The organism is Rhizobium jaguaris (genome assembly GCF_003627755.1).
In the GTDB taxonomy this organism is placed as follows: Bacteria; Pseudomonadota; Alphaproteobacteria; order Rhizobiales; family Rhizobiaceae; genus Rhizobium; species Rhizobium jaguaris.
Genome location: NZ_CP032695.1, coordinates 2,396,297 through 2,420,931, shown reverse-complemented (window position 1 = coordinate 2,420,931; position 24,635 = coordinate 2,396,297). Strand labels below are relative to the sequence as shown.

The window sequence follows — 24,635 nt, the reverse complement described above, 5'->3', positions numbered from 1 at the left end:
ACATGAGCGATCGCAAGATATCCATTAACCATATCGGTTTCCTGACTCCCGGCAATTATCCCGACGACGATCCACTGTCGGGGCTGGAGCAGACCCTCCAGCAATTGCGATACGGGGAAGAGCTGGGCTTCGACAGCGCCTGGGTCCGCCAGCGGCACCTTGAGCCCGGCATTTCGTCGGGCAGCGCCTTCCTGGCCGCTGCAACCCAGCGCACCAGCCGGATTCAATTGGGAACGGCAGTGATTCCGATTGGCTATGAGAGCCCCTACCGGTTGGCGGAGGATCTTGCGACCGTCGACGTTCTGTCGCGGGGGCGGTTGAATATCGGCGTCAGCGCCGGGCGTCCGCTGCATGCCGATCTGATCGCGCCGCTGGTCTTCGACGGCGACTGGACGAGCAACGATTTCTCCCATGATCGCGTCCTGCGCTTTGCTGACAATCTGCGCGGTACGCATCTCGGCGACGAGCAGACCTTCATCAACACGCCCTTCGGCCCGATCCGGCCGCGTCTGCAGCCCCATGCCAAGGGGCTGATCGACCGGATCTGGTATGGCGGCGGGTCGCAACGGTCGGCCGAATGGGCCGGCCGCAACGGCTTCAACCTGCTGACCGGCAATGTGATCACGGGCGAGGGAACCGATGATTTCTTTGTCGCCCAATCGCGGTTGGTCGAAACCTATCGCGCTGCCGCCGGTCCTCAACGCCGCGTCGCGCTTGGGCGTGTCATCGTGCCTTTCGATAGCGCCGATGCATCAACCCGTCGCCGGTATCAGGACTATGCCGCCGGCCGCCACGAACGGACGTTGTCGCCACAGGGCGAGCGGCGTACCCTGTTTGCTCGCGATATCGTCGGCACCTCAGACGAAATATTGGAGCGGCTTTTCGCCGATCCGCTGCTGCCGAAGGTCAGCGAGTTGCGGCTGGAACTGCCTTACGAGTTCGAGCATGAGGAATACCGTCAGATCCTCCACGACTTCGTCACGCGGATCGCGCCGGAGCTGGGCTGGTCGGGCGCAAACCCGCCAGACGAAGAAGAAAGACGCTACGCCTGAGTTGCTGACACGCATGCGGTGGGAGTTCGTTGCGCTCATTTCACCCAACCAGGCGAGATCACAGTTCCACATCAAGGCAGACCCATGGCAGACAATGAAGACACGCCGACCACGTTCGGTCCCAACACGCAGCTAATCCGCGCCGGATACGATCCCTTCGATTATCACGGCTTCATCAATCCACCGGCAGTTCACGCCTCGACGGTTCTATTTCCAGATGCCGAGACGATGGAAAAGCATGAGCAGAAGTACACCTACGCGACGCGGGGTACGCCGACGACCGATGCGCTCTGCAACGCGATCAATGAACTGGAAGGTGCCGCCGGAACGATCCTTGTTCCATCCGGCCTTGCCGCCGTCACCCTCGCATTCCTGGCCTATCTTTCGCCTGGCGACCATGCGCTGATCGTCGATTCCGTCTACGGCAATGTCCGGCATTTCTGCGATACGATGCTGACCCGCTTTGGCGTTGAGGTCGAATATTACGACCCTTCGATTGGTGCTGCGATCGAGTCGCATTTCACGCCGAACACGAAACTTGTACATCTCGAAGCGCCCGGTTCGAACACGTTCGAGATACAGGACATTCCGGCGATCGTCGCGGCCGCCCACCGGTACGAGGCCATTGTGACCATGGACAATACCTGGGCAACGCCTTTGTATTTCCGGCCGCTGGATTTCGGCGTCGATGTCTCCATCCAGGCGTCAACCAAATACCCGGCCGGCCATGCCGATATCCTGATGGGAACCGTTTCGGCAAATGCCAAATATTGGAAGCGTCTCAAGCATGCCAACGGCGCACTCGGCATATGCGGTACACCGGATGACGCCTATCAGGTTCTTCGCGGACTGCGCACCATGGGTGTGCGGCTCGAACGTCATCAGGCGAATGCGCTTGCGATCGCCGAATGGCTAGAGGCGCGTGATGACGTGGCGCGTGTTCTCTATCCGGCTTTGCCAAGTTTTCCCGGCCACCACGTCTGGAAACGGGACTTCAAGGGCGCGAGCGGCGTCTTCTCCTTCGTTCTCTCCGTCGCCCGGCGGGAAGATTTCAAAATCAAAGCACAGGCTTTCCTTAACGGTCTTTCTCTATTCGGATTGGGCTATTCCTGGGGCGGTTTTCCGAGCCTGGCGCTCGAGGTCGATCTGGATGACCGCCGCATCCTGAAGGCGCCGGAGGAAGGGCCGGTGCTGCGCCTTCAGATCGGTCTTGAGGACATTGCCGATCTCAAGGCCGATCTTGAGAGGGGACTGGCGGCGGCTAGGGCGGCGTGAGCCGGCAGGTCCCGCCGCCTTACGGTCAGAACCAGGCCGCCGGCTACGCCCTTGCGTTCAGGGGTGAAAATCGCCATCCGGAATTGGCAAGCGCCCCCGTTATAGAGATTCTCGGATACGCTCCTGCTTTTCCGGGGAAGGCTTGCTTGTGTCGGTGCTGACGTAGGCGCCGACGGCAAGGCCGCGTGCCAGGTGGGTCCAATTTCATCCACCAGCGCTTGAATGCTTCAACATCTTTGATGTCTTGCCCATGGACTTCCAGAGGACTGCTGACGATGCCGACTATGGTCCGGAAGCGCAAATTCGCCCCTTGAATTAAAGGGGCTTACTTGTCAAACTAGACTCATCATACAAGTTGGCATTTTTCATTTACAAGTTCGCCTATTCGCATGTCTTGACATCAACTTGACATACGACTTCGCGCAGTGCTTTGCTCCCAACCCAAGCCTATCAAGAGAGGTATCTACGTGGCCGTTCAGCCAAAGTCGCAGACGGAAGCAAGGTCGCAGACGCTGGTTGTGCGTCTCAGCAATACGCTGCGCCGGGCCATCGCGAGCGGACAGTTTCCGCCGGGGAGCAAGTTGCCGAGCGAATCGCAGCTCACTGAGGCTCATGGCGTCAGCCGAACGGTCGTGCGCGAGGCGATCGCGGCGCTGAGAGCCGACCGCCTGGTCGAGGCTCAGCAGGGCGCCGGGGTCTTTGTGCTGGAGCAGCCGGCATCGCCCGTCCTATCTTTCGGAAATCTCGATCAGGCCCGAGTTTCGTCCGTTATCGAGCTTTTGGAGCTCAGAACTGCCGTGGAAGTCGAAGCGGCCGGGCTTGCCGCCTTGCGCCGGTCGCCGGCGCAGGAAGAGACGATCTTCGAACGGCATCATGCGCTGCGCGACTGTTTCAATGCGAGTGCTCCGACAAGCGAAGCCGATTTCGCCCTTCATCTCGCCATCGCCGAAGCGACGAACAATTCGCGTTTCAGGGAGTTTCTTGAGATGATCGGGCCGCGGATAATTCCGCGCGCAGCCATGCGCGAGGGAGAGCTCGAGGCCGATCAGGATGCCTACATCCTGTTGATCGACGAGGAGCATCGCCAGATCGTCGTTGCAATATCGAACGGCGATGAGGAAGGCGCCCGTGAGGCGATGCGCAGGCATCTGCGGGGCAGCCAGGAGCGCTATCGCGCGCTTTTGCGTGAACAGCGCAAACCTGTATGATGAATTGTTGACACGAGTACGTCATACATATATGACAACTTCTGCCTGAGGAGGCAGAAGAGGAATTCCTGATGACGCCGCAAGAAATCAAGGCTGCGCTGGGCGCTGGCCTGTTGTCCTTTCCTGTCACGCATTTCGATGCGGAGGAGAAATTCCGCTCCGATAGCTATCAGCGTCATATTCAGTGGCTCTCCGGCTATGATGCGCCGGTGCTGTTTGCTGCCGGGGGCACGGGTGAATTCTTCTCGCTGTCGCCGAATGAGATCCCGACCATTGTCAGGGCAGCCAAGGAGGCCGCGGGCAAGACAGCGATCGTTTCCGGCTGCGGCTTCGGCTCGCATGTGGGTGTCGAGCTGGCGCGGGCGGTCGAAAAAGCCGGTGCCGACGGCATCCTGCTTCTGCCGCACTATCTGATCGATGCGCCGCAAGAGGGGCTCTACAACCACGTCAAGCGTATCTGCCAGTCGGTCGATATCGGTGTCATGGTCTATAACCGTGACAACTCGGTGCTTTCGGTCGATACGCTGAAACGCCTCTGCGACGAATGCCCGAACCTGGTCGGTTTCAAGGACGGCACCGGCGACATCGGCGGGGTGCGTCAGATCACGGCCACTTTCGGCGATCGGCTGACCTATCTTGGCGGCATGCCGACGGCGGAACTCTTCGCTGAAGCCTATCTTGGAGCCGGTTTCACCACCTATTCCTCGGCCGTCTTCAATTTCGTGCCGGCACTTGCCGTCGAGTTCTACAAGGCGCTTCGCGCCGGCGAACGTGCGCGCTGTGAGACGATCCTGAAAGATTTCTTCTATCCCTTCATGGCCATCCGCAACCGCCGCAAGGGCTATGCGGTCGCTGCCATCAAGGCCGGGGTCAGGCTTCAGGGCTTTGAAGCCGGCGGGGTGCGGCCACCTCTGGACGATTTGACCGCCGAGGAGGAGGCCATGCTCGACAAGCTCATTTCGCCGTGGAAGCGGTGAGACAATGACGCTGGTGCGCGCGCTCTCTGGAACTCCGCCTCACATCGTTCTTCCCGAAGGGACAGTGGACACGCAGATGCACATGTATCTGCCCGGTTTCCCGGCGCAGCCCGGCGGTCCCGATCTGCCGGCTGGTAGTCTGCCGACACCTGACCAATATCGCCAGGTGATGAGCTGGCTGGGCATCGACCGCGTGGTCATCACGCAGGGCAATGCCCATCAGCGCGACAACGGCAATCTTTTGGCCTGCCTCTCTGAAATGGGCGACATCGCCCGCGGTGTTGCCGTCATCGATGCTGAAACGCCGGAGACGGAACTCGACAGGCTCGCAGAGGCCCGCGTCGTCGGCGCGCGCATCATGGACCTGCCGGGCGGCGCCGTCGGTCTCGACGCGCTCGAAGCTGTCGATGCCAGGGCAAGCGTACGTGGCTGGATGCTAGCCGTGCAGTTCGACGGCAGCCACATTCTCGAGCACGAAGCTCGGCTGGCGCGGCTGAAATCCCGCTGGGTGCTCGATCATCACGGCAAGTTCTTTTCCGGGGTGACACCTGAGAGCCCGCAGGTCGCCGCCGTGAAGCGGCTGATCGACAGGGGCAATTGCTGGTTCAAGTTCGCTGGCTGCTACGAATCCTCGAAAAGCGGCGGCCCCGCCTACGAGGATATTGCTGCCGTTGCGCGCGACGTGGCTGCTCATGCGCCGGAGCGGATCGTCTGGGGCACGAACTGGCCCCACAATCTGGCGCGACAAAACGCCGACTATCCCGACGATGCAGCCCTGACCGACACCGTGCTCGGCTGGCTGCCGGACGCGGCCGCGCGAAGGCTGGCCCTCGTCGACAATCCCGAGGCGCTGTTTGGTTTTGCGCCCGTCCGGGGCGCAATGCGGTGAGATTTCGGCCGGGACGAGGAGGTTCCGGCCTTCGTAGAGGAGGGGGAGATGATGAATATTGCCGGCATCTTGGGAGTCCAAGGACCAAACTCGGCGCAGACCGGAACGGTCGGGCCGTCGTTGCCATTCCGAAAATAACCAGTGTTTTCAGCCCCTGTCGTGACTTGGATCCCCAGGCACGAAGCGGGCAGCCGTTCTTGTTTTGTGATTAGGAAAGAGGGAAACAATGAAGCGCAGCACCAGAATTATCACGACCGCATTTGCCGGCCTTCTCGCGCTCGGCACGTTCACGACGGGACAGGCCCGTCAGTTCCGTTCGGCAGACGTGCAGCCGCCGGATTACCCGACCGTCAAAGCCGTGCAGTATATGAGCGATGAGCTCAGCAAGGCGACCGATGGCAAATATACGATCAAGGTGTTTCCGAACTCGCAGCTCGGCAGCGAGAAGGATACCATCGAGCAGGTCAAGCTTGGCGCTCTCGATTTCATCCGCGTCAATGCGGGAACGCTGAACACCATCTGCCCGGCGATGATGGTGCCCGTCCTGCCGTTCCTTTTCCATGACAAGGCCCAGATGCGCACGGTTCTCGACGGACCGATCGGCGATCAGATCCTGGCGGATTGCGATGCTCATGGTCTCGTCGGCCTCGCCTTCTACGATTCAGGTTCGCGGTCCTTCTACACCACCAAGCCGGTGCGGAAGATGGAAGACCTCAAGGGCATGAAAATCCGCGTACAACAGTCCGACATCTGGGTGGCGATGATGAAGGCGCTCGGCGCCAACGCCACGCCAATGCCGACAGGTGAGGTCTTCACCGGCCTGAAGACGGGGCTGATCGACGGCGCGGAGAACAACTGGCCGAGCTACTACAACTTCCATCACTACGAGCTCGCCAAGTATTATTCGCTGAGCGAACATTCGATGGCTCCCGATGTCCTGCTGATGTCGAAGCGCGTCTATGACAGCTTCACTCCGGAAGAGCAGGCGCTGGTGCGCAAGCTCGCCAAGCAGTCCGTCGGCTACATGCGTCAGCTTTGGGATGCGATGGAAACGACGTCGCAGGATAAGGTGAAGCAGTCCGGCGTCGAGGTCATCACGTTGGACAAGGCGCCGTTCGAAGCCGCCATGCAGCCGATCTACGACCAGTTCGTCACCGATCCGGCGCTCAAGGATATGATCACCAAGATCAAGGCAACGAAATAACGAGTTCTGCAGGGGGCGCCTGGTGCGCCCCCGGTACCGCCTGCGATCACCTTCACCCGACGTCCTTGAGACGCCGAAACGGCGGCGATCGATACATCAGCAGCAAACTATCCACCCGAGGAGACAAGCAATGGGCGCGCATTTGCATGCACTGCCGGCAGATCCTGCCGCGCGTTCGCAAGTGGTCCGTACCACCACCAATACCCCAGGCTTGCTCGGCGCCTATTTCGCCTTTCACGCGTGGCTCTCGCGCATCTGCCTCATGATTGCGGTCGTCGGGACAATTCTGATAGTTGCAGCCGTCCTCTATCAGATCTTCGGGCGCTACGTGCTCAACGACTCCCCGGCTTGGACCGAGATATTCGCGCTCGTCGTCATTCTTTACGTCACCTGCCTGGCTGCAGCGGTCGGTGTTCGCGACGGTCGCCACATCGGGATGGACTCGCTCCTGAATTTTGCGCCCGAGGGTGTTCGTCTGGCGGCCGAGGTCATCGTCTATCTCGGCATGATCGTCTTCGGCCTGTCGATGGCCTGGAGCGGCGGCGAACTTAGCATCGAGATGGCGCCTTACATCAACCCCGGCCTGCCGATTTCGCAGGCCTGGAGCTACGTGCCGCTTGCAGCCGGCGGCGTGCTCATCGCTCTCTTTGCCATCGAACGAATCGTCGCCGCCGTCCTGAAAATCAAGGTTATCCCCTCATGGCATTGATCATTCTCTGCGCAGTCTTCGTGGGCGGGCTGGTGCTCGGCATGCCGGTCATCTTCGCCATCGGCCTGTCGTCGATCGCCACGGTGCTCTACGAAGGGCTGCCGCTGGCTGTCGTCTTCCAGCGCATGGCGTCTGGCATGGGCACCTTCTCCTTCCTCACCATTCCGTTTTTCATCTTCACCGGCGAGCTGATGATGTATGGCGGCATAGCCGACCGGATCATCCGCAGCTCCAAGGCGATGGTCGGCCATGTGCGTGGCGGCCTCGGCATGACCAACGTCGTCGCCTGCACCATGTTCGGCGGCGTTTCCGGTTCGCCGGTCGCAGACGTTTCCGCGATGGGCTCGGCATTGATCCCCCTGATGAAAAGGGAAGGGATCGATGCGGATTATGCGGTCAACGTCACCACCTATTCCTCGCTTGTCGGCGCACTCATGCCGACCAGCCACAATATGATCATCTATTCGCTTGCCGCCGGCGGCCTCGTATCCATGAACGCCTTGATCATGGCCGGCGCTATTCCTGCGCTGCTCCTGACGATCGCCAACGTATTGACCGCCTATTTCGTGGCGCGGTCGCGCGGCTACAGCCGAGGGGAGTTTCCGGGCTGGACCGAGGTCTGGCGCAGTCTCGCCGCCGCGGTTCCCGGCCTCTTCATCATCGTCATCATCGTCGGCGGAATTCTGTCCGGCGTCTTCACTGCGGCCGAAGCCGGCGCTGTTGCCGTCCTCTACGCGCTGCTGCTGACGATCTTCGTCTATCGCAGCCTGTCCTTCGAAAACTTTCTGAAGGCGGTGGCGAAGGCGACCAAGACGACGGGCGTGGTGTTGCTGCTGATCGGCATCTCGACAATGTTCGGCTATCTGATGAGCATCTACGGCGTCGCCGACATAGTGGGCGAGGCGCTCAGCCATGTCAGCACGCAGCCATGGGTGATTTTCATCCTGGTCAACATCGCGCTGTTTATCTTCGGCATTTTCCTGGACATGGCCGCGCATATCCTTGTGTGCACGCCGATCTTCCTGCCGATCGTCACGCAATACGGCATGGATCCGGTGCAGTTCGGCATCATCGTGCTCTTGAATTCCACCATCGGCCTCAACACCCCGCCGGTCGGTGCCGCCTTCTATCTCGGCTGCGCTATCGGCGAGGTGCCGGTCAGCAAGGTGATCCGCTCGATCTGGCCGTTCATGGTCGCACTCTGGACCACGCTCATGATCGTTACCCTCATCCCGGAAACCTCCATGTTCATTCAGGATCTTTTCCGGTAACTCGATTAGACGCCTCAGGCGCCGATCATCAGGCCAGGGTCAAGTCGCCCTGGCCTGCACTTTTTTCTGTCTGGCTTCCCGCAAATGCTTGTAGACGGTCGCGCGCGAGATTCCGAGCAGCCGCGCCAGATAGGGAACGAGATTCCGGATCGCGAAATAGCCCTCCTGTTCCAACGCCTCCACCAGACCGGCGTGGTCCTCCTTCGCAAGAGCCGAGGCCGCCAGTCCGCGTTCGCCGAGAAAGCCCGCAATCGCGGCGTTTACGGTTTCCTGCCAGTCCGTTTGAAAAAGGGCGGACGGTTGTTTGCCGCTCCCCTGAAATGCGGTCAGCATGTTGAGCGCGTCGCGCGCCAACTCCATTGGCTCGATATCGAAATTGATGCACAGCAATCCGTAGGGCGGGCCGTTCCGTTCGCGCAGGACCGAGGTCACGGACTTGAGTTGTCGTCCGTCGAAATTGGTCTTTCGGTAGGGTCCGATCACATCAGTGTCGAGCGAGCCGATATCCTTGAGGTCGGTCAACGAGGAGTCACCGACCTGACGCCGGGAGATGTTGTTTGCGATGTAAGCGATCTTCGACGTCTTCAAATCATGGATGACGACCTCCACATGCGGCTTGAGCAGCATCGCGATCGCCTCCGCAACGGAGGCAAAACGCAGCACATCCTCTTCAGATGTCGGCTCCTTGGCGCTGACGGCTAGCTTCTTTGACATTGGCGGCATTCCTATCTCTTCAAGAGTTACAAAATCTCTGTATTTGACAAAATGTCAACGTACTCCTACCCTGATATCCAGACCGTCGCGCTGAGGCGCTCCTGTCACGATCCAGTCTGGAGAAACCCGTCATGCCGGCACTGCCCGATTTCAAGCTCGAGACCTATTTCTCGAAATGGGAGTTCACGGCGCGCTATCACATGACGGCGTCCGATGCGCAGAGCATGACGATGGACGAGCTTTTGGCGATGGGGACGCCGGAGCAGCGGGCGGCGTTCAAGAGCCAATGGCTGGGCTATACGGAAACCTTTGGCGATCTGGAGCTACGGGAGATCATTGCCGGCCTCTATGAGCAGATGGACAGCGCGGATATTCTCTGTTTCGCGGGCGCAGGCGAGGGGATCTACATCGCCATGCACGTGCTCCTCGAAAAGGGTGACCATGCGATCGTGGTGACGCCGAACTATCAGTCGGCCGAAACGGTGCCGCTGAGCATCTGTGAGGTTTCGGGGGTGGCGCTCGATCCGGCCGATGGCTGGTCGCTCGATATCGATGCTGTGCGGGCGGCGATCCGGCCGAATACGAAGCTGATTTCCATCAATTTTCCGCACAACCCCACGGGCAAGATTCTTGAAAGGGACAGGTTCGATGCTTTGGTGGATCTCTGCCGCCAACACGGCATCTGGCTTTTCAGCGACGAGGTCTATCGCTGCCTCAGCATCGACGGCAAACCGCAACTTCCGGCGGCAGCCGATGTTTACGAACGCAGTCTTTCGCTTGCGGTGATGTCCAAGGCCTACGGACTTCCCGGCCTGCGTATCGGATGGATCGCCTGCCGCGATCGTGCCGTGATCTCGCGGATGGAGCGGATGAAGCATTATATTTCGATCTGCAACGCCGCTCCGAGCGAAAGTCTGGCGAAGATCGCCTTGCAGAATGCCGGCGGCATCCTTGACCGCAACAATCGCCTGATCGCCGGCAACCTCGGCAAGCTGAAGGCTTTGTTTGCCGAATTCGAGGGCCTGTTCGAATGGTACACCCCGGACGGGGGCTGCGTCGGTTATCCACGCTACAAAGGCGCCGATGGCGTGGAAAATTTTGCACGCAACCTCGTGGAAAACGCGGGTGTGCTTCTGCTGCCGGCCAGCATCTATCGCTCAGAACTCAATCCGACGCCCGACAACCGATTCCGCATCGGCTTCGGGCGCGCCAATATCGAAGAAGGCATCGCGGCGATGCGCTCCTATCTGCTGCGAAACGGTCAATAGGATACGCGATCGACCGAGATGCCATGAATCTCTCTCGCGAGCCGCAGGCGGCGCGGATGAGACCTTTGCCGCCTTGCAAAGAGCGTTACGATCGGCGCCGAATTGAGCGGCGAGCTCCGCTTCCGGCGGAAGCTGCATTGCAGTCCGCCAATTGCCTTCAAGATCGATCGTTCGCTCGATCGGACGGTACCGCGATGCCGTTCTTCGATGGCAAAGGCTCCGCCTTAAGCCAACAAGGGACTTCAAAAATCCATCTAGCGATAAGTGTCAGCGAGGAGTCTGGCGCCGCAGCTCCGTCGCCTGAGTTCGGCAGATACGCCAGCCTGCAGTACCACCCAAAACGACCGGGAGACACATAAAGCGGACCATGCCCTCTTGAGAAAAGACATGTTGTATGACAATCATACCAAATGACGGTGTAGCAAAAAGCTATTGCATGCTTCGCCGTGGACGGTATTGACCTGCTGGGGGATGCGGTAGGGCGCGGCGGGCCGGGGAATGGTTATGGAGGAAAGAATTTTGTCTGATCAGCCTGCAGCGCAAGGCGTATTCGATATCGGTATCAATGGGCGGTTGACACCATCGCAATTCGTGCTTCTTGGCATGCAGAACGTGTTCGGCATGACTGGCATGTTCGTTTTCCCCGGCATCATGGGTCGGGCTTTCAATCTACCGGCGGACCAGATCGCCTATCTCTACGGCATGACTTTCATCGTCTGCGGCATCATCACCATCCTGCAATCGGTCATCCTGTTGCGGCTGCCGATCGCGCAGGGGCCGTATGCCGGCAGCTTCGCGGCACTTTTGACCGTGGGGCATCTGCAGAGCGGCGGACTGGGTGTCGCCTATGGCTCGTTCTTCGTGGCATCGTTGATCTGGTGCGTACTGAGCCTGCCGATCCGCGGATGGAGCGTCATCGGCATTTTCGCGCGCTTCCTGCGGGTGCCGATCATCTCGGGCATGATGGTCATGCTGATTATGATCCAGATCGCCAGCGTGGCGCTGCCGAACTGGATCGGCCAGCCGACAAGCCCCGGATTTCCGACGATCAACCTGCTTTCGGGCGCCGTCGCCGTGGTCGGTATCGTCGTCGCCATGCTGTGGGGCGGCCGGCGGTTTCGCCGCATCGCCATTCTCATCGGTCTGGCGCTTGGCACGCTGTGTTATGCTCTGTTCAGCCCCATTTCGCTTGCACCCGTCGTCTCGGCGCCTCTGGTCGTGGAGCCGAAACTATTCCCCTTTGGCTATGGCGTGCGTCCGGACCTGGTCATCGTCTTCCTGCTGGTGCTCATTCCCGCCGGCATGGGCTCCATGGCGCTCTATCAGACGGTGGCGGACTGGGGTGGAGAGAAGCTTACGCCGGGGCGCATGTCGGAAGGCATTTTCGGCGTCGGCATTGGCTCGGTGGTAGCGGGCCTATTTGGCGGCTTCAGCACTATCGTCTATCCCGACAATATCGGCATGCTGCGGACCACGCGGGTTGGATCGCGCTATGCGACGCTGGCGGCCGGATTGCTGCTGATCGTCTTCGGTGGTTGCATCAAGTTCGACATGCTGCTGGTCGTCGTTCCCCTGCCGGTCATTTCGGCCGCGGCGACGCTGTTGTTCGGCATCGTCTTCATGCACGGCGTCCATATCCTGGCGCAGGTCGAGTGGGACGACCGCCGGCTAATCGCAGCCGGCCTTGCCTTCCTGGTGGGACTGGGTGGCTTGTTCCTGACGCCCGATGCGCTGCATGCCATGCCGCTGGTGCTGCAGATGATCCTGCAACAGCCGGTGATTTCCGGCGGGTTGACGCTGGTCGTCCTGCATTCACTGCTCTGTTCGGCCGCTCCGGCGCGGGAAACCGCTGTCGCTGGAGCGGAGGCCAAGGCTGTCATCAGCGGTGGTAGGGCCAGACGTTGACGTCATGCTGCCGCTGAAACGAATCGAGGCCGGCACATAAGTGGCCGGCCTCAATCGTCAGGACGCGAGGGAAACGCATCCCGCCCTTGATCGATAATTCTATGCGGCGGTAGCGTGCCTCGACATGCCGGCGCTTGGCTTGAAAGCACCCTGGGTTTGGGCGAGTTGCATGATTTCGGCCAGGATCGAGAGCGCGATGTCGGCGGCGCTCTTGCTGCCGGCAAAGAGGCCGGCGGGTCCGTGGATCCGGTTGATCTGCGCTTCGGAAATTCCCCGTTCCGCCAGTTGTCGGACCCGCAGGCGATGCGTCGCGCGGCTGCCCATCGCGCCGATATAGAAGGCGCTGGTGCCGAGCGCGGACGGCATCATCTCCAGTTCCCATTCATGGTCATGGAACATGAAAACGATGGCCGTCCGCGCATCGGCTTCCATCCTGGGAGGATGTTTCGATCCGGTGAGCGCAACTGTTTTTATTATGTGGGATGCCAGGCGCTGCAACGTCGCTTCGTCATAGGACCAGACCGCAACATCGAAGCCGTCGATCGTCGCCATGCGAGCCAGTTGCACCGTCGCCGGGCCGACACCCGCTATGATCAATTTCTTCCTCGGCTGGTATTGCCGTAGCGTCCATTCGTTCCCGACATCATCCGGCGTGGGGACTTTCATGACCGCCGGCAATCGCTTCTTCAGCCGTCCGTCGATGGCGGCGAGATCCGACTCTTTCGTCTCGACATCGAAGACCAATTCGATGGCACTGCCGCAGGGGAGCTGGATGTCGATATATTTCGAGCCGCGCCCATAGCGGACGGTCCTGTTCTTGCCTTCCGCAATTGCCTCGATCGCTTCGGCAACGACGGCGCGTTCGATGCAGCCGCCTGAGAGGTAGCCGACCCACGCGCCGGTTTCGGACACGGCCATTTGTGCGCCGATGGGCCGGGGCGAAGAGCCCTCGATTTTCACGAGTGTGACGAGCGCGACTCTTTCACCGATCTGCATCCGCTCCAGCGCAAAATCGAGCACGTAGTCGTCGAAGGCTTCCCAGCTGCCGTCAGCATTTTTCATGGGATCAGACCCTTGTCCTATCGAACGATCCATGTCTGCTGCATCGTTTCCTCCCGATCGCGCCTTTTGTTGTCAGGCAGCTTTTGCAAGCGTCTTGAGTGCGTCGGCGATCACGGCGGGTACCTCCAGAGGCGAGAAGTGCCGTACGCCTTCCATGATTTCCATCTTCGCGCCGGGAATGTGGTCAGCGAGATATTTTGCCATCTCCGGCGGTGTGGCGTAGTCCTCGGAACCGACCCTGATCTCGCAGGGGAAATCGAATTTCGGCAGAAAAGCACGCAGATCGGCTGCGCCGAGCATGGCGCATGTGGCGGCATAGGCCGGCAGTTCATTCGCCAGGAAAACCTGGATGGCGGCGTCGAGAATCTCTGGGTTCGCGTCGCGGAAGGCATCGCCGAACCAGCGGGTTTTCTGGAAGCCGACGAGGGAGGAAAGGCCTTCGTTCAGCGCCTTGTTGCCGCGCTCGGCCCAGGCGTCCGGCGCATTTTCGCCGTACCAGGCGGTTGTGTCGAACAGGCCGAGCCCATCGACACGTTTCGGATGCCGCCCGGCAAAGGCCAGGGTGACGCAGCCGCCCATGGATGCGCCTGCGACCACGGCCGAGGTCCAGCCGACATGATCCATGACGTCGGCGATGTCATCGGCAAATTGTTCGACGCTATAGGGACCCTGGGGCTTGTCGGACTTGCCGTGGCCACGGCAATCCAGGATCAGGACGTCATATGCGCCGGCAAGGGCGGCCACGGTCGAGTTCCAGAAGCTCTTGTCCATCGCAAGCGAATGCACCAGCACGCAGCGGTTTCGACCATTGCCGGGTACGAGCCGATAGGAAATGCGGGTGCCGTCACGGGTTGTGGCGAAGTCGGATTGTGTCGCTTGGGAGGTCATGTCGGTCTATTCCTGTATGAACATGGGAGGTGCTGGTGCCGTGGCAGCGGATTTTTCGGGATCCGCCCGCGACGGAAATCCTAATCGGCCGCCTTCCGCGCCGGCCCCTTTGGCAGGTTGAACATGCCGCGCGGCAGGCCCTCCATGTAGGCGAGGACTTCTTCACTGTCGATCACATCGGCATATTTGGCGTTGAGATCGCAAAGCGCGATCGCGTGGCTGGCTTCCGAGCGCTCGAAACAGGCGTTCTCGACCATCGTCACCCGATAATTGTAGCTGAAGGCGTCGACGACGGTGGCGCGGACGCAGCCGCTGGTCGCCGTCCCGGCAACGATCAGGCTGTCGCAACCGAGCAGCGTCAGGTAGCTGACCAGATTGGTGCCGTGAAAGGCGCTCGGCTTCTGTTTATAGATGACGAGATCCTGCGGGCTGGGGGCGATCTGCGGCATGATCTCGTTGCCATCCTGGTTGGTACCGGCCGGCTTCTCGCCGCTGCGGCCGTTTTTCCAGGCCCAGCCGCCGGCATCCCAATTGTCGGCCCGGCGGACACCGGTGGTGTAGATGACCGGCAATTCACGGTCATGGGCGACGTCGAGCAATTTGCGGATGATCGGCAGCGCGTCCCAGGCGGCTTCACCGCCGGACTGGCGCCAGCGCTTGACGGATTCCAATAGAGGCTCGCGGCGGTCGCCGCAAAAGGCATAGTTGACGTCGATGATCAAAAGGGCCGGCCTTTTGCCAAAGCCTTGTCGCACGCCATAGCCCGCCAGCTCGAACACGGCCTTGTCCCGCTCGGTCAGAAACTTGTCCCATATTCTTTCGCCCATGTTGTCTCTCCCTTGAAAAGACGGACCGGAGCTCCTCGTGAGCCGCACATTGCGCGATCCTGTCCGGAAACATTCGGCCCGCGGACTTGACTTATGACATGGTTCTGTTTGTATGGCAAACATACACTATGACAAGATGACATCGAATTGAAGCGGGTGGTGAACGGGCTGAGAGTTCGTAGTTGGGTCGGGTGCTCGGCGCGTTTGGAGCCTGTGAGAGGAGAATGCTGATGCTGGCGAAAACGATTATCCGCGGTGGCTGTTTTGCCGTTGCAGGTGCTCTGATGGCAGCGACTGGGTTTGCTTCAGCCGCGCAAGCCGCAGATATGTGGAAACACGGCATCGTCGAGGCGAAGGGCGATTCCGGATTTCTGTTCCAGGCCGCCGAAGGCGGCTTTGCCGCCAAGCGCAATCTCGACATCAACATGGTGGAATTCACTGGCGGCCCGACGGCGCTGAAGGCTCTGATCGCCGGTGAGCTGGATAGTTTTGAAGCAAGCCCTGTCGTTGCTTTCGCCGCCATGCATCAGCACGCGGACATCAAGATCATCGGCTGCAACTGGCCGGGCATGACCTATACGATCTTCGCCGCCAAGAATATTGCAACGCCCGCCGACCTCAAGGGCAAGGCGGTCGGTGTTTCCGCCCCTGGCTCGCTCCCAGCGCTGTTCGGCCAGCTTGCACTCGAGGCGGTCGGTATTTCCGGCAGCGATGTGCGATACGCCAATGCCGGCGGCAGCGCTGACCGTGTGCGCGCGATAAGCTCGGGCGTTGTCGCGGCTGCTGCCAGCTCCAGCGAGTTTGCCGTCAGCGCGGACATGCTCAACATCAAGCCGCTGCTGGCCGGTGCGCAAGTGACGCCGAAATTCGTCAAGGTCTGCATCATGACGACGGGCGCCAAGATCAAGGCACGCCGGCAGGACATGGTGAACTTCCTCGCATCCGAGATGGAAGGATTGACTTACGCAGTCAACAACAAGGACGCGATGATCACGCTCGCCCGAAAAGTCGCCCATCTGCCCGATAGCGACAAGACGGCTGAATTCATCTATGACGAGGCCATCAAATACAAGGCGATTGCGACGGACCTGGCGATCCCGCTCGACAATCTGCAATGGACCGACGATCAGATGGTGCGCCTCGGCGCCCTGCGGCAGAAGGCCGATATCCACAACTTCGTCGACGACAGCGTTCGTACGGAAGCCTTGGCGACCGTCAAGAAATAAGCCGATCCACCCAAGGAGGACTCTGCATGGCTCATCTGGAGGTGCAGAACATCGTCAAATCATTTCGCTCACGCTCAGGCATTGAATTCGCACGCGCCCTCGACGGTGTCTCATTCGACGTCGAGAAGGGCGAGATCATCGCGTTGATCGGCCCGAGCGGCTGTGGAAAGACCACCTTGCTGCGGATCATTATGGGTCTCGAAACGGCGACGTCGGGTCAGGTGCGCGTTGCCGGCCGGCCGATCTCGGGCTGCGGCTATGATCGCGGCATGGTATTCCAGCATGCGGAACTGCTGCCTTGGCGCAGCACGCTGAGCAATATCGGCTACGGTTTGGAGATGAAGGGCGTCAAGGAGCCGGAATTGTCCCGCGCCGCCGGCCATTATCTTGAGCTCGTCGGCCTCAATCATGCCCGCACGCTGAGGCCGCATCAGCTGTCCGGCGGCATGAAGCAGCGCGCCGGCATTGCGCGGGCGCTCGCGATTGACCCCGAGGTGCTGCTGATGGACGAACCCTTCGGCGCCCTGGACTCGCAGACGCGCGAGACGCTGCATGGCGAGCTTCTGTCCATTCATGCCAAGACCGGCAAAACCATCATCATCGTTACGCATGATCTCGACGAGGCGGTTATGCTGGCCGACCGCGTCGTCGTCATGCGCAAAGGCTCGGCCGGACAGATCGTCCCGGTCGAACTCGGCCGCGATCGGGCCGACATGCGCGCCATTCGCACGTCCGAGGAATATTCGCGGAAGCGGACGATGATTTGGGAAGCCTTGCACGACAGTGAACGGCAGGCCGCCTAAGGAGTAGGAACTATGACGACAACGGAAGCAGGAAGAACTGTTTGGAAAAAGTCTGCCGGTGACAACGCACGCTGGTCAATGCCGAGCTGGATGATCACGACCATATCGGTCATCATCGCGGTTGCGCTTTGGGAATATTTCGGCCGCAGCGCCAACCCGTTGCTAGGCACCTATCCGAGCGCCATTTTCGTCGCTTTTCTTGACATGATGCAGGATGGGAGGCTGCTTCAGGCCCTCATCGAAAGCAGCCAGCCTTTTGCGGCCGGCTATGTCGCCGCTGCCATCATCGGCATTCCTGTCGGGCTGCTGCTCGGGCGTTACCGCTTTCTGGAATCGGCTTTCGGCATCTATGTCACAGCCGGTTATGCGACGCCGCTGATCGCTCTCGTGCCGCTGATGATCCTGTGGTTCGGTCTTGGCTTCGCGGTCAAGGCCGTCATCGTTTTTCTGCTGTCCTTCTTTCCGATCTGTCTCAATACCTGGTTCGGTGTGAAGGCCGTTCCGAAGACATTGATCGAGGTCGGCACGGCTTTTTGCGCGCCGCAGACGCAGATCATGCGTGGCATCGTTCTGCCCGCGACAATCCCCTACATCATGGCCGGTCTGCGCCTCGGCATCGGCAAGGCCGTCATCGGCATCGTCATCGCCGAGTTCCAGACGGCGATTTCCGGGCTTGGCGGGATCATCATCACCTCGGCGAATGCTTTTCAGACTGCGGAGATGTTCGTGCCGATCGTGCTGATCATGGTTATCGCCGTGGCGCTGACGGCGCTGGTCGGGTGGCTCGAAAAGATCGTTGCGCCGTGGCAGAGCGAAATCGCCGGCCATGACGCGGCCTGATGCGGATCGCCTATTCCTGCCTTTTCGGAACAATAGAAAAGCCGCCGCGGGGGATTTTCGGCGGCTTTTTGCTGTGGGACAGATTTAGCCACCACCATGCTCTTCCGGTCGAAGGCATGGGGGACGTGCGTGGGGGTGAATGCCGATGCCTGGACCGGATCTATGGAATTTTTCCGTTTCCCTCTATGAGGCGACGGGCGTTTCGGATGCCTGCCTTTCCCTTCAGGACGAAAGCGACCTCGATGTCCCCGTGCTGCTGTTCGCGGCCTGGCTCGGGACCCGCTCCGTTCCGCTACCTGCCGACGATCTGGAGCGTATCGCCAAAAGCGTCGACGCGTGGCGTGAGGAAGTGGTGGTCCCGTTGCGAACGCTGCGCAAGCGGCTGAAAACCGGACCGGCGCCGGCGCCCTGCAAGCGGACCGAAGCTTTGCGCAACACAATCAAAGGCGCCGAGCTTTCGGCGGAGCGTATCGAGCTCTATGTGCTGGAGGCGGAGGGACTTGCGCTTGTGAAGGCCGATGGAGCCAATCCGCTCGAAAACATGGCCGTCGCCGTCCGCCATTATCGGGGTGGAGACATCAGCGAGCGTGCTTCTTCGCTCATCGAGACGATCGCCAAGGCTTTGCCGCTGCAGGGGCGGCCGCCTCAGATATCCTGATCTTCCTTCCAGCGCTTGACGATCGGCAGATGGATGTCGAAGAGATCAAGGGCGCGGCCGACGGTCTGGTTGACAATGTCGTCTATCGTTTGCGGCCTGCTGTAGAAGGCCGGCACTGGCGGCATGATGATGGCGCCGTTGCGCGTCGCCTGATCCATCAGGGCAATGTGACCGGCATGCAACGGTGTTTCACGCAGCAGCAGCACCACGCGCCGGCGCTCCTTGAGGCAGACATCCGCCGCGCGGACGATCAGTTCGTCATTGTAGGAATTGGCAATGCCGCTCAGCGTCTTGATCGAACAGGGAGCGACGAGCATGCCGGCTGTGCGGAAAGAGCCGGAAGAAACGGCGGCGCCGATGTCCCGATAATTATGGAGCTTGTCGGCAAGACCACGAATCTCGTCCGCGCTCATGTCCACTTCTTCCGCTGCCGTTTTCAGCGCGGAAGGCGAGATGATCGCGTGTGTTTCGACGTCGGAGATGTCCTGCAGCAGTTGAAGCGCACGCACGCCGTAGATGACGCCGGAAGCTCCGGTGATGGCTATGATGATGCGTCGCATGCGCTTCCAACCTTCTGTACCTGCATTAAAATCTAGCTGTCGCTTGCGTGCAGTGCGGAGCGAGCGGAATTGGCGACATGGGTTTCCGCGGCCGCATGCGCCGCACTTTTGTCGCGTGCGCTGATGGCGCTGACGATGCGCTGGATCTCCGTGATGCTTTGCTTTCGCCGTTCCGGCCGCACGACCGAGCGCCGGCGGAGCGGCGAGGTGAGAAGCGTCAGCTTCTTCAAGAGATCGAAGGCGATCGGATTGCGGGCGCCGGTGCATATGAGGTCGTAGAAATCCCGCTTGGTGGCGACGATTTCCTCGGCGCTGCCAGTCCGGTAGGCCGCCGTGAGTTTTTCGCTCTGTGCCTTCAGCGCGGTCACTTCCGCATCGGGTGCGTTCTCGATGAACTGCTCGATGATCAGCGGTTCCAGCACACCGCGGATGCGGTAGATGTTTTCCGCATCCGCAGGCGTCACTGTGACGACGGCGAGCCCGCGACCGTTGAGGTCGGTCAGGATGCCTTCGGCCTGCAACTGGCGCAGTGCCTCGCGCAGCGACGTGCGGGAAACGTTCAATTGCTGGCACAGATCCTTTTCGACCAGCCGCGTCCCTGGCTCGAGAAAGCCGGTCTCGATCGCCCGCCGCAGCGATTGGATGATTTTGTTCCGCAGCGGAGCGGATTCTTGTTTCAATGGCTCAAAAGGCTCGCGTTCTGTTGTGTTCATTCTATTCCCCGCTGACACCATGTCCGCAATCTTGCGCCAAACCCATTCGCGAAGGACGAGCTGACAATCCTACTGTATTGCGCGAAATAGCGATTCACCGTCAAGCGATTGTATCGAACGGGCAGGTGTTGCGCCCCTCCGTTGTTCCTCCAGCGCGCTCGTTGCGAGCGGATCATTGGCGGACACGCGCCTCTTCCTGTGTCCGCCAATGGGAATCAGCGCTTCTTTTCGATGTCGCGCACCGGCGTTTCCGGCTTCATGCCGCCCTGGCGGCGGGCATAGGTGTTTTCGCCCGTGGCGCGCCAATCACCCGTGACGGCGGCATCGGCAAAACCGCTCCAGAGATCGCTCCAGTCGCCGAGTGAATAGCCGTGCCATGGCGGCTGCGGCGAAAGGCGCGGCAATTGCAGATCCTCCCAGATCTTACGGGCACGGGTCATGTAGGGCTCGGCCGGCAGGGCGAGCGGCGGCATCGGCGCCTTCAAGGTGGCGTCGATCAGGAGAGTTCCCTCGGCGGTCTTGGCGGCGGATTTCGGGCCCAAGGACGAAGCCGCTCGCGCGGCATTGGCGCCCGTGGTGACGGTGCAGCAACGATCTGAACGCCGTGCATTTTGTGGGTTTGCCGTCCTGGCTGAGGATTGGGGTCTTCTCAATCACCAGACAGGAGGTTCCCATGACGGAGGAGAAGACGACCCCGCTGCGCGAACGGATGATCGAAGACATGCGCATCCGCGGGATGGGCGACAAAGTCCGGCAAGCCCATATTCGGGCGATCAAGGATTTCGCCGGGTTTCTGAAGCGATCTCCGGATACCGCGACACCCGACGACCTGCGCGCCTACCAATTGCACATGACCAATGCGGGCGTCACGCCGCCGACCTTCAACGCCCGCATCGTCGCGCTGAGGTTCTTTTTCGGCATCACCTGCGACCGCGAAGAGATGAAGCGGCATATGCAGTTCCGTCGGCAACCGCAGAAGTTGCCCGTTGTCTTGAGCGTTGAGGAGGTTTCCGACCTGCTTGTGGCGGCCCAGGGGCCGGGCCTGAAGTATCGAGCGGCGCTCAGCATCTCCTATGGCGCCGGACTGCGGGCCTCCGAAGTCTGCAACCTCAAGATCAGCGACATCGACAGCGATCGGATGCTGATCCATGTCGAACAGGGCAAGGGACAGAAGGACCGCAAGGTGATGCTGTCGCCCCTGCTGCTGGAACTCTTGCGCGACTATTGGCGCGAGTCACGGCCGCAGGGCTGGCTTTTTCCTGGCAAACCGAAGATCAACCCGATCTCGCCGCGGCAGCTCAACCGCGCCTTCACCGCCGCCAAAAAACTGGCCGGGATCGCCAAGCCAGCGACGCTGCACACCCTGCGGCACAGTTTTGCCACCCACCTGCTGGAAGCGAACACGGATGTGCGGGTGATCCAGGTCCTTCTGGGACACGCCAAGCTGACGACCACCGCCCGTTATATGCATGTCGCCACGAAGACGATCCGCGACACGATCAGCCCGTTCGAGACCCTGAAGAAGCTGCAGGACCAAACGCTCCGACGCGAACTGGAGTAGCGCCCGTCCGGTGATCCGGCCAAAACTGGAGATCGCCGACATCTTCCGTGCCTATGGCCCGGCGTGGCGGCGGGCCAATGCCGGGCATGTTAGCCTGACCCAGCTCAAGGTCATGGCGGCGATCGAGGCCTGCCGAACCGAGGCGCTCGGCGGGCATGTGGCAGCCTGTGCCAAATGCGGCCACCATCACATCGCCTACAATTCCTGCAAGAATCGGCACTGCCCGAAGTGCCAGGGACCCGCGGCGCGGGACTGGATGGCCGCCCGTGCCGAAGACCTGCTGCCGGTCGAGTATTTCCATGTTGTCTTCACCATCCCCGCCGAGATCGCGCAGATCGCCTATTGGAATAAGAAGACGGTCTATGATCTTCTATTCCGGGCATCGGCGGAGACGTTGACCACCATCGCCGCCGATCCCCGGCACCTTGGCGCAAACATCGGCATGACCAGCGTGCTGCACACCTGGGGGTCGGCGCTGACCCATCACCCGCATGTGCACATCGTCGTGCCCGGCGGTGGACTGTCGCCGGATGGCACGCGCTGGATTGGCTGTCGCCCGGGGTTCCTTCTGCCCATAAAGGTTCTGTCTCGTCTGTTTCGGCGGCTGTTTCTCGAAGGACTGATGGCACTCAGTCAATCCGGGGTGCTCTGCTTCTTCGGCGATCTAGCCCGGCTTGCAGAGGCGGATGCCTTCGCTGCCTGGCTTGCCCCCTTCCGCAAATCCGACTGGGTCGTCTACACCAAGCCCCCATTCGGCGGCCCCGAGGCCGTGCTGGCCTATCTCAGCCGCTACACGCACCGCGTGGCGATCTCGAACAGCCGCCTGATCAGCGCGAATGCCGAGGCGGTCACCTTCCGCTGGAAGGACTACCGCATCAAGACCGGTGACCGTCACAAGGTCATGCGGCTGGCCACCGACGAGTTCATCCGCCGCTTCCTAATCCACGTGCTGCCCGACGGATTCCACCGCATCCGCCACTACGGCCTGCTGGCCGGAGCAGGCCGCAAGGCCAATGTCGCAAAGATAAGGAAACTGCTCGGGACGGAAGCGCCATCACAGGACGACACGCCAAGCGCCGAGAGCATCCCGCTCACCCTGAGGCAGCCATGCCCAGATTGCGGCGGCCCGATGCGCATCGTCGAGATATTCCGCCGTGGCCAGCGACCCAAATCCCGTGCGCCACCCCGAAAGGACGCCGCATGACGAAACGCCTGTCACATCAGCCAAGGCCGGCCCGGATCTGCGATGCATTCCGGGGTGGCGCCGATTTGCGCCAGGCAACGCCGCACACTGCAAAACCGCCGATGCGAGGCCTACGAAAGAGGAGCACCCCAACCCCGATCGCGTCATTGCAAGCCTTCGGGGCAACCCGCTTGCACCCGACGCTCCCACCGATAGCCACCTCAGAAAACCGCAGCCGCACGCTTTCCCCATAGGCGCTCCACCCAGCCCCCGCAGGCCTCCTCCTTGGAAGGTTTTTCAACGCGGGCCGACACACGCCCAGCCGCCACCGTCACACCGCGGCCCGCATCGAAAAACCTTCACCATGGCCGCCGGAGCGGTAGGGCGTGATGTGCACGTCGTCGATCATGTTGGCACGATAAGCCAGCGACCAGAACACGGCGTCGGCATTGCGCGAATCAATGTCGTCTGAAACCGCGACGACGATCTTGCCGCACTGGGCCTGCAGCGTGGCAGCGCCCTGAAGGCCTCGCCAGATCTCCGATTGCGGTGCCCTGCGGTCGAATTCGAGGAAGATGACCTTGCGGATATTGGTCAGCGGCTCATGCATGACGACGCGCTTGATGCCTTTGACGTTCAGCACCTTCTTCAAATGGTTGAGGAAGAGGGGCTCATAGGCAACGCGCTTCAGCACGCTCGATTCGCTGGGGGTTACCTGGCTGACGATCGACACCAGCACGGGCTTACGCTTGCGCGTGATCGCCGTCACCTGCATCGACATGTTGAAGTCCTCGAGCGCGACATGGCCGTGGCTTTCGCCGAATGGCCCTTCCGGCTCCAGGAGCTCGGTGTCGATCAGGCCTTCGATGACGATCTCGGCGTCGGCCGGAACTTCGAGGTCGATCGTCTTGCAGCGTACGATGCGGATCGGCTTGCCGGTCAGGCCGCCGGCGACGCCGAGCTCATCCTGATCGATCGGCAGTTTTTGTGGGCCGGTGAAGAGAACGGCCGGCGCACAGCCGATGACGATGGCGCAGGGCATGGGCTCGCCGCGCTTCTGGTATTTCAGCCAGTGCTGGTAGCCGCCGGCGCCGCTGAGACGGCTGGCCATACGCACACCTAGGCGGTCTTCCGCCTTCAGCGCCGCTCGATATGTTCCCATGTTGCGGATGCCGTTGTCGGGGTCGCGGGTAACACAAAGCGTTGCGGTGAAATAAGGTGCACTGTCGAAGCCGGGTGTCGAGATCGGAACCGGCAGGCTGCCAAGGCCACCGCCCTCCGTCTTCAAGGCGTCGCCGGTGATGACGACTTCCTGGCAAGGGGCGTCGTCAACCATGACCGGATCGATCGGGTTTTCCATGGCGCGAACCCAGACATCGCCGATCTCGTCTTCCTCGACCCCGAGGCCGGCAGCATAGATCGCCGGCGAGGCTGCGAGAACACCGACGGCGACCGGGATGTCGTATTTTTCGCCATTGGCGCCGTGAACGTCGGTGAAAAGAAAGCCGCGCCGCTGCTCGTCGGGAAGGCCGCCCTGAAATTGCCAGCGGGCAAGCGGATGCAACTCGCTGTCCTTGTCGATCGGAACCTGGACTTTCGTCAGGAGCCCGCGGGCTTCCAGCCGTGCAATGTGCTCCTGGAGATCCAACGGAGCATTTTGCTCTTTTGTCGTCATGGAATTTACGCTCCCAAAAATGCGTCGCCGCGGCCTGAATTGGCCGCCGCCTCCCGCAGAAATCTGTCTGTGAAAACGCTCCCGAAAAGGCTCAATCGAGAAGCACCCGTGAAAACGCTCGTCTTTTCGATTGCATTACACCGCCATACTGTCATACATTATGACGA

At 60.8% G+C, this 24,635-nt stretch carries 24 protein-coding genes; 16 read left to right on the top strand and 8 right to left on the bottom strand.

Annotated elements, in window-relative coordinates; all coding sequences use genetic code 11:
* The first annotated feature begins 2 nt into the window (after positions 1-2).
* The 8 genes from CCGE525_RS33335 to CCGE525_RS33300 all read left to right on the top strand — a co-directional run bounded on the left by CCGE525_RS33335 (position 3) and on the right by CCGE525_RS33300 (position 8,585).
* Positions 3-1,052 (top strand): LLM class flavin-dependent oxidoreductase, encoded by a 1,050-nt coding sequence (locus tag CCGE525_RS33335; protein WP_120708427.1) that lies wholly within the window; start codon positions 3-5, stop codon positions 1,050-1,052.
* Between the two features lie 84 nt (positions 1,053-1,136).
* Positions 1,137-2,327, top strand: a complete 1,191-nt coding sequence (locus CCGE525_RS33330) for a cystathionine beta-lyase (RefSeq protein ID WP_120708426.1) — start codon at positions 1,137-1,139, stop codon at positions 2,325-2,327.
* A gap of 467 nt (positions 2,328-2,794) precedes the next feature.
* Positions 2,795-3,535, top strand: a complete 741-nt coding sequence (locus CCGE525_RS33325; RefSeq protein WP_120708425.1) for a FadR/GntR family transcriptional regulator — start codon at positions 2,795-2,797, stop codon at positions 3,533-3,535.
* Between the two features lie 71 nt (positions 3,536-3,606).
* Positions 3,607-4,512 carry a 5-dehydro-4-deoxyglucarate dehydratase gene (gene kdgD, locus CCGE525_RS33320; protein ID WP_120708424.1) on the top strand — a complete coding sequence of 302 codons (906 nt, stop codon included), beginning with the start codon at positions 3,607-3,609 and terminating at the stop codon, positions 4,510-4,512.
* 4 nt (positions 4,513-4,516) lie between these two features.
* Positions 4,517-5,401, top strand: coding sequence for an amidohydrolase family protein (locus CCGE525_RS33315; RefSeq protein WP_120708423.1), 885 nt, complete (start codon positions 4,517-4,519; stop codon positions 5,399-5,401).
* A 226-nt stretch (positions 5,402-5,627) separates the two neighbouring features.
* Entirely contained in the window at positions 5,628-6,605 is a 978-nt protein-coding gene (locus CCGE525_RS33310) for a TRAP transporter substrate-binding protein (protein ID WP_120708422.1), read from the top strand.
* Between the two features lie 130 nt (positions 6,606-6,735).
* The gene (locus tag CCGE525_RS33305; protein ID WP_120708421.1) at positions 6,736-7,314 is read left to right on the top strand and encodes a TRAP transporter small permease; all 579 of its coding nucleotides are present in this window, start codon (positions 6,736-6,738) and stop codon (positions 7,312-7,314) included.
* The gene (locus tag CCGE525_RS33300) at positions 7,305-8,585 is read left to right on the top strand and encodes a TRAP transporter large permease (protein ID WP_120708420.1); all 1,281 of its coding nucleotides are present in this window, start codon (positions 7,305-7,307) and stop codon (positions 8,583-8,585) included. Before CCGE525_RS33305 ends, CCGE525_RS33300 begins: the two co-directional genes overlap by 10 nt.
* A gap of 39 nt (positions 8,586-8,624) precedes the next feature.
* Here CCGE525_RS33300 and CCGE525_RS33295 read toward each other — a convergent pair whose 3' ends face one another.
* Positions 8,625-9,299 carry a helix-turn-helix transcriptional regulator gene (locus CCGE525_RS33295; RefSeq protein WP_162950376.1) on the bottom strand — a complete coding sequence of 225 codons (675 nt, stop codon included), beginning with the start codon at positions 9,297-9,299 and terminating at the stop codon, positions 8,625-8,627.
* Between the two features lie 131 nt (positions 9,300-9,430).
* Here CCGE525_RS33295 and CCGE525_RS33290 point away from each other — a divergent pair, with 131 nt between their 5' ends.
* Positions 9,431-10,567: an aminotransferase class I/II-fold pyridoxal phosphate-dependent enzyme gene (locus tag CCGE525_RS33290; protein WP_120708418.1), complete on the top strand. Its 1,137-nt coding sequence runs from the start codon at positions 9,431-9,433 to the stop codon at positions 10,565-10,567.
* Between the two features lie 519 nt (positions 10,568-11,086).
* Positions 11,087-12,472 (top strand): uracil-xanthine permease family protein, encoded by a 1,386-nt coding sequence (locus tag CCGE525_RS33285; protein WP_245472244.1) that lies wholly within the window; start codon positions 11,087-11,089, stop codon positions 12,470-12,472.
* A 99-nt stretch (positions 12,473-12,571) separates the two neighbouring features.
* Here CCGE525_RS33285 and CCGE525_RS33280 read toward each other — a convergent pair whose 3' ends face one another.
* From CCGE525_RS33280 to CCGE525_RS33270, 3 genes are all read right to left on the bottom strand, one after another.
* A complete protein-coding gene (locus tag CCGE525_RS33280) occupies positions 12,572-13,534 on the bottom strand; it encodes an XdhC family protein (protein WP_120708416.1) in 963 nt (320 codons plus the stop codon).
* Positions 13,535-13,606: 72 nt separating this feature from the next.
* Positions 13,607-14,422 carry an alpha/beta fold hydrolase gene (locus CCGE525_RS33275; RefSeq protein WP_120708415.1) on the bottom strand — a complete coding sequence of 272 codons (816 nt, stop codon included), beginning with the start codon at positions 14,420-14,422 and terminating at the stop codon, positions 13,607-13,609.
* Positions 14,423-14,502: 80 nt separating this feature from the next.
* Positions 14,503-15,249, bottom strand: a complete 747-nt coding sequence (locus CCGE525_RS33270; protein ID WP_120708414.1) for an isochorismatase family protein — start codon at positions 15,247-15,249, stop codon at positions 14,503-14,505.
* A 230-nt stretch (positions 15,250-15,479) separates the two neighbouring features.
* Between CCGE525_RS33270 and CCGE525_RS33265 the strand changes: the two genes are divergently transcribed.
* The 4 genes from CCGE525_RS33265 to CCGE525_RS33250 all read left to right on the top strand — a co-directional run bounded on the left by CCGE525_RS33265 (position 15,480) and on the right by CCGE525_RS33250 (position 18,776).
* The gene (locus CCGE525_RS33265; protein WP_162950375.1) at positions 15,480-16,475 is read left to right on the top strand and encodes an ABC transporter substrate-binding protein; all 996 of its coding nucleotides are present in this window, start codon (positions 15,480-15,482) and stop codon (positions 16,473-16,475) included.
* Between the two features lie 26 nt (positions 16,476-16,501).
* Positions 16,502-17,278, top strand: a complete 777-nt coding sequence (locus tag CCGE525_RS33260; RefSeq protein WP_120708412.1) for an ABC transporter ATP-binding protein — start codon at positions 16,502-16,504, stop codon at positions 17,276-17,278.
* A gap of 12 nt (positions 17,279-17,290) precedes the next feature.
* A complete protein-coding gene (locus CCGE525_RS33255) occupies positions 17,291-18,118 on the top strand; it encodes an ABC transporter permease (RefSeq protein WP_120708411.1) in 828 nt (275 codons plus the stop codon).
* 145 nt (positions 18,119-18,263) lie between these two features.
* Complete coding sequence (locus CCGE525_RS33250) at positions 18,264-18,776, top strand: TIGR02444 family protein (protein WP_245472243.1); 513 nt, start codon at positions 18,264-18,266, stop codon at positions 18,774-18,776.
* Here the strand turns inward: CCGE525_RS33250 and CCGE525_RS33245 are convergent.
* The 3 genes from CCGE525_RS33245 to CCGE525_RS33235 form a co-directional block, all read right to left on the bottom strand.
* Positions 18,764-19,336, bottom strand: a complete 573-nt coding sequence (locus CCGE525_RS33245) for a UbiX family flavin prenyltransferase (protein WP_120708409.1) — start codon at positions 19,334-19,336, stop codon at positions 18,764-18,766. The two genes, CCGE525_RS33250 and CCGE525_RS33245, sit on opposite strands and share 13 nt — an antisense overlap.
* A gap of 32 nt (positions 19,337-19,368) precedes the next feature.
* Positions 19,369-20,049, bottom strand: coding sequence for a GntR family transcriptional regulator (locus CCGE525_RS33240; protein ID WP_120708408.1), 681 nt, complete (start codon positions 20,047-20,049; stop codon positions 19,369-19,371).
* Positions 20,050-20,264: 215 nt separating this feature from the next.
* Positions 20,265-20,591 (bottom strand): hypothetical protein, encoded by a 327-nt coding sequence (locus CCGE525_RS33235; protein ID WP_342637446.1) that lies wholly within the window; start codon positions 20,589-20,591, stop codon positions 20,265-20,267.
* Positions 20,592-20,722: 131 nt separating this feature from the next.
* On the opposite strand from CCGE525_RS33235, the gene CCGE525_RS33230 reads away from it, so the two are divergent.
* Positions 20,723-21,610 (top strand): tyrosine-type recombinase/integrase, encoded by an 888-nt coding sequence (locus CCGE525_RS33230; RefSeq protein WP_120703950.1) that lies wholly within the window; start codon positions 20,723-20,725, stop codon positions 21,608-21,610.
* Positions 21,611-21,620: 10 nt separating this feature from the next.
* Positions 21,621-22,814 carry an IS91 family transposase gene (locus tag CCGE525_RS33225; protein ID WP_120703951.1) on the top strand — a complete coding sequence of 398 codons (1,194 nt, stop codon included), beginning with the start codon at positions 21,621-21,623 and terminating at the stop codon, positions 22,812-22,814.
* Positions 22,815-23,124: 310 nt separating this feature from the next.
* On the opposite strand, the gene CCGE525_RS33215 is transcribed toward CCGE525_RS33225, so the two are convergent.
* Positions 23,125-24,468 carry a UbiD family decarboxylase gene (locus CCGE525_RS33215; RefSeq protein WP_245472242.1) on the bottom strand — a complete coding sequence of 448 codons (1,344 nt, stop codon included), beginning with the start codon at positions 24,466-24,468 and terminating at the stop codon, positions 23,125-23,127.
* Positions 24,469-24,635: the final 167 nt, after the last annotated feature.

Coding starts and splice junctions, on each gene's coding strand:
- CCGE525_RS33280 (WP_120708416.1), bottom strand. CDS start 13,534: ATGAAAAATGCTGACGGCAGCTGGGAAGCCTTCGACGACTACGTGCTC.
- CCGE525_RS33255 (WP_120708411.1), top strand. CDS start 17,291: ATGACGACAACGGAAGCAGGAAGAACTGTTTGGAAAAAGTCTGCCGGT.
- CCGE525_RS33295 (WP_162950376.1), bottom strand. CDS start 9,299: ATGTCAAAGAAGCTAGCCGTCAGCGCCAAGGAGCCGACATCTGAAGAG.
- CCGE525_RS33290 (WP_120708418.1), top strand. CDS start 9,431: ATGCCGGCACTGCCCGATTTCAAGCTCGAGACCTATTTCTCGAAATGG.
- CCGE525_RS33275 (WP_120708415.1), bottom strand. CDS start 14,422: ATGACCTCCCAAGCGACACAATCCGACTTCGCCACAACCCGTGACGGC.
- CCGE525_RS33310 (WP_120708422.1), top strand. CDS start 5,628: ATGAAGCGCAGCACCAGAATTATCACGACCGCATTTGCCGGCCTTCTC.
- CCGE525_RS33315 (WP_120708423.1), top strand. CDS start 4,517: ATGACGCTGGTGCGCGCGCTCTCTGGAACTCCGCCTCACATCGTTCTT.
- CCGE525_RS33230 (WP_120703950.1), top strand. CDS start 20,723: ATGACGGAGGAGAAGACGACCCCGCTGCGCGAACGGATGATCGAAGAC.
- CCGE525_RS33335 (WP_120708427.1), top strand. CDS start 3: ATGAGCGATCGCAAGATATCCATTAACCATATCGGTTTCCTGACTCCC.
- CCGE525_RS33270 (WP_120708414.1), bottom strand. CDS start 15,249: ATGGGCGAAAGAATATGGGACAAGTTTCTGACCGAGCGGGACAAGGCC.
- CCGE525_RS33250 (WP_245472243.1), top strand. CDS start 18,264: ATGCCTGGACCGGATCTATGGAATTTTTCCGTTTCCCTCTATGAGGCG.
- CCGE525_RS33240 (WP_120708408.1), bottom strand. CDS start 20,049: ATGAACACAACAGAACGCGAGCCTTTTGAGCCATTGAAACAAGAATCC.
- CCGE525_RS33215 (WP_245472242.1), bottom strand. CDS start 24,468: ATGACGACAAAAGAGCAAAATGCTCCGTTGGATCTCCAGGAGCACATT.
- CCGE525_RS33265 (WP_162950375.1), top strand. CDS start 15,480: ATGCTGGCGAAAACGATTATCCGCGGTGGCTGTTTTGCCGTTGCAGGT.
- kdgD (WP_120708424.1), top strand. CDS start 3,607: ATGACGCCGCAAGAAATCAAGGCTGCGCTGGGCGCTGGCCTGTTGTCC.
- CCGE525_RS33260 (WP_120708412.1), top strand. CDS start 16,502: ATGGCTCATCTGGAGGTGCAGAACATCGTCAAATCATTTCGCTCACGC.
- CCGE525_RS33245 (WP_120708409.1), bottom strand. CDS start 19,336: ATGCGACGCATCATCATAGCCATCACCGGAGCTTCCGGCGTCATCTAC.
- CCGE525_RS33305 (WP_120708421.1), top strand. CDS start 6,736: ATGGGCGCGCATTTGCATGCACTGCCGGCAGATCCTGCCGCGCGTTCG.
- CCGE525_RS33330 (WP_120708426.1), top strand. CDS start 1,137: ATGGCAGACAATGAAGACACGCCGACCACGTTCGGTCCCAACACGCAG.
- CCGE525_RS33300 (WP_120708420.1), top strand. CDS start 7,305: ATGGCATTGATCATTCTCTGCGCAGTCTTCGTGGGCGGGCTGGTGCTC.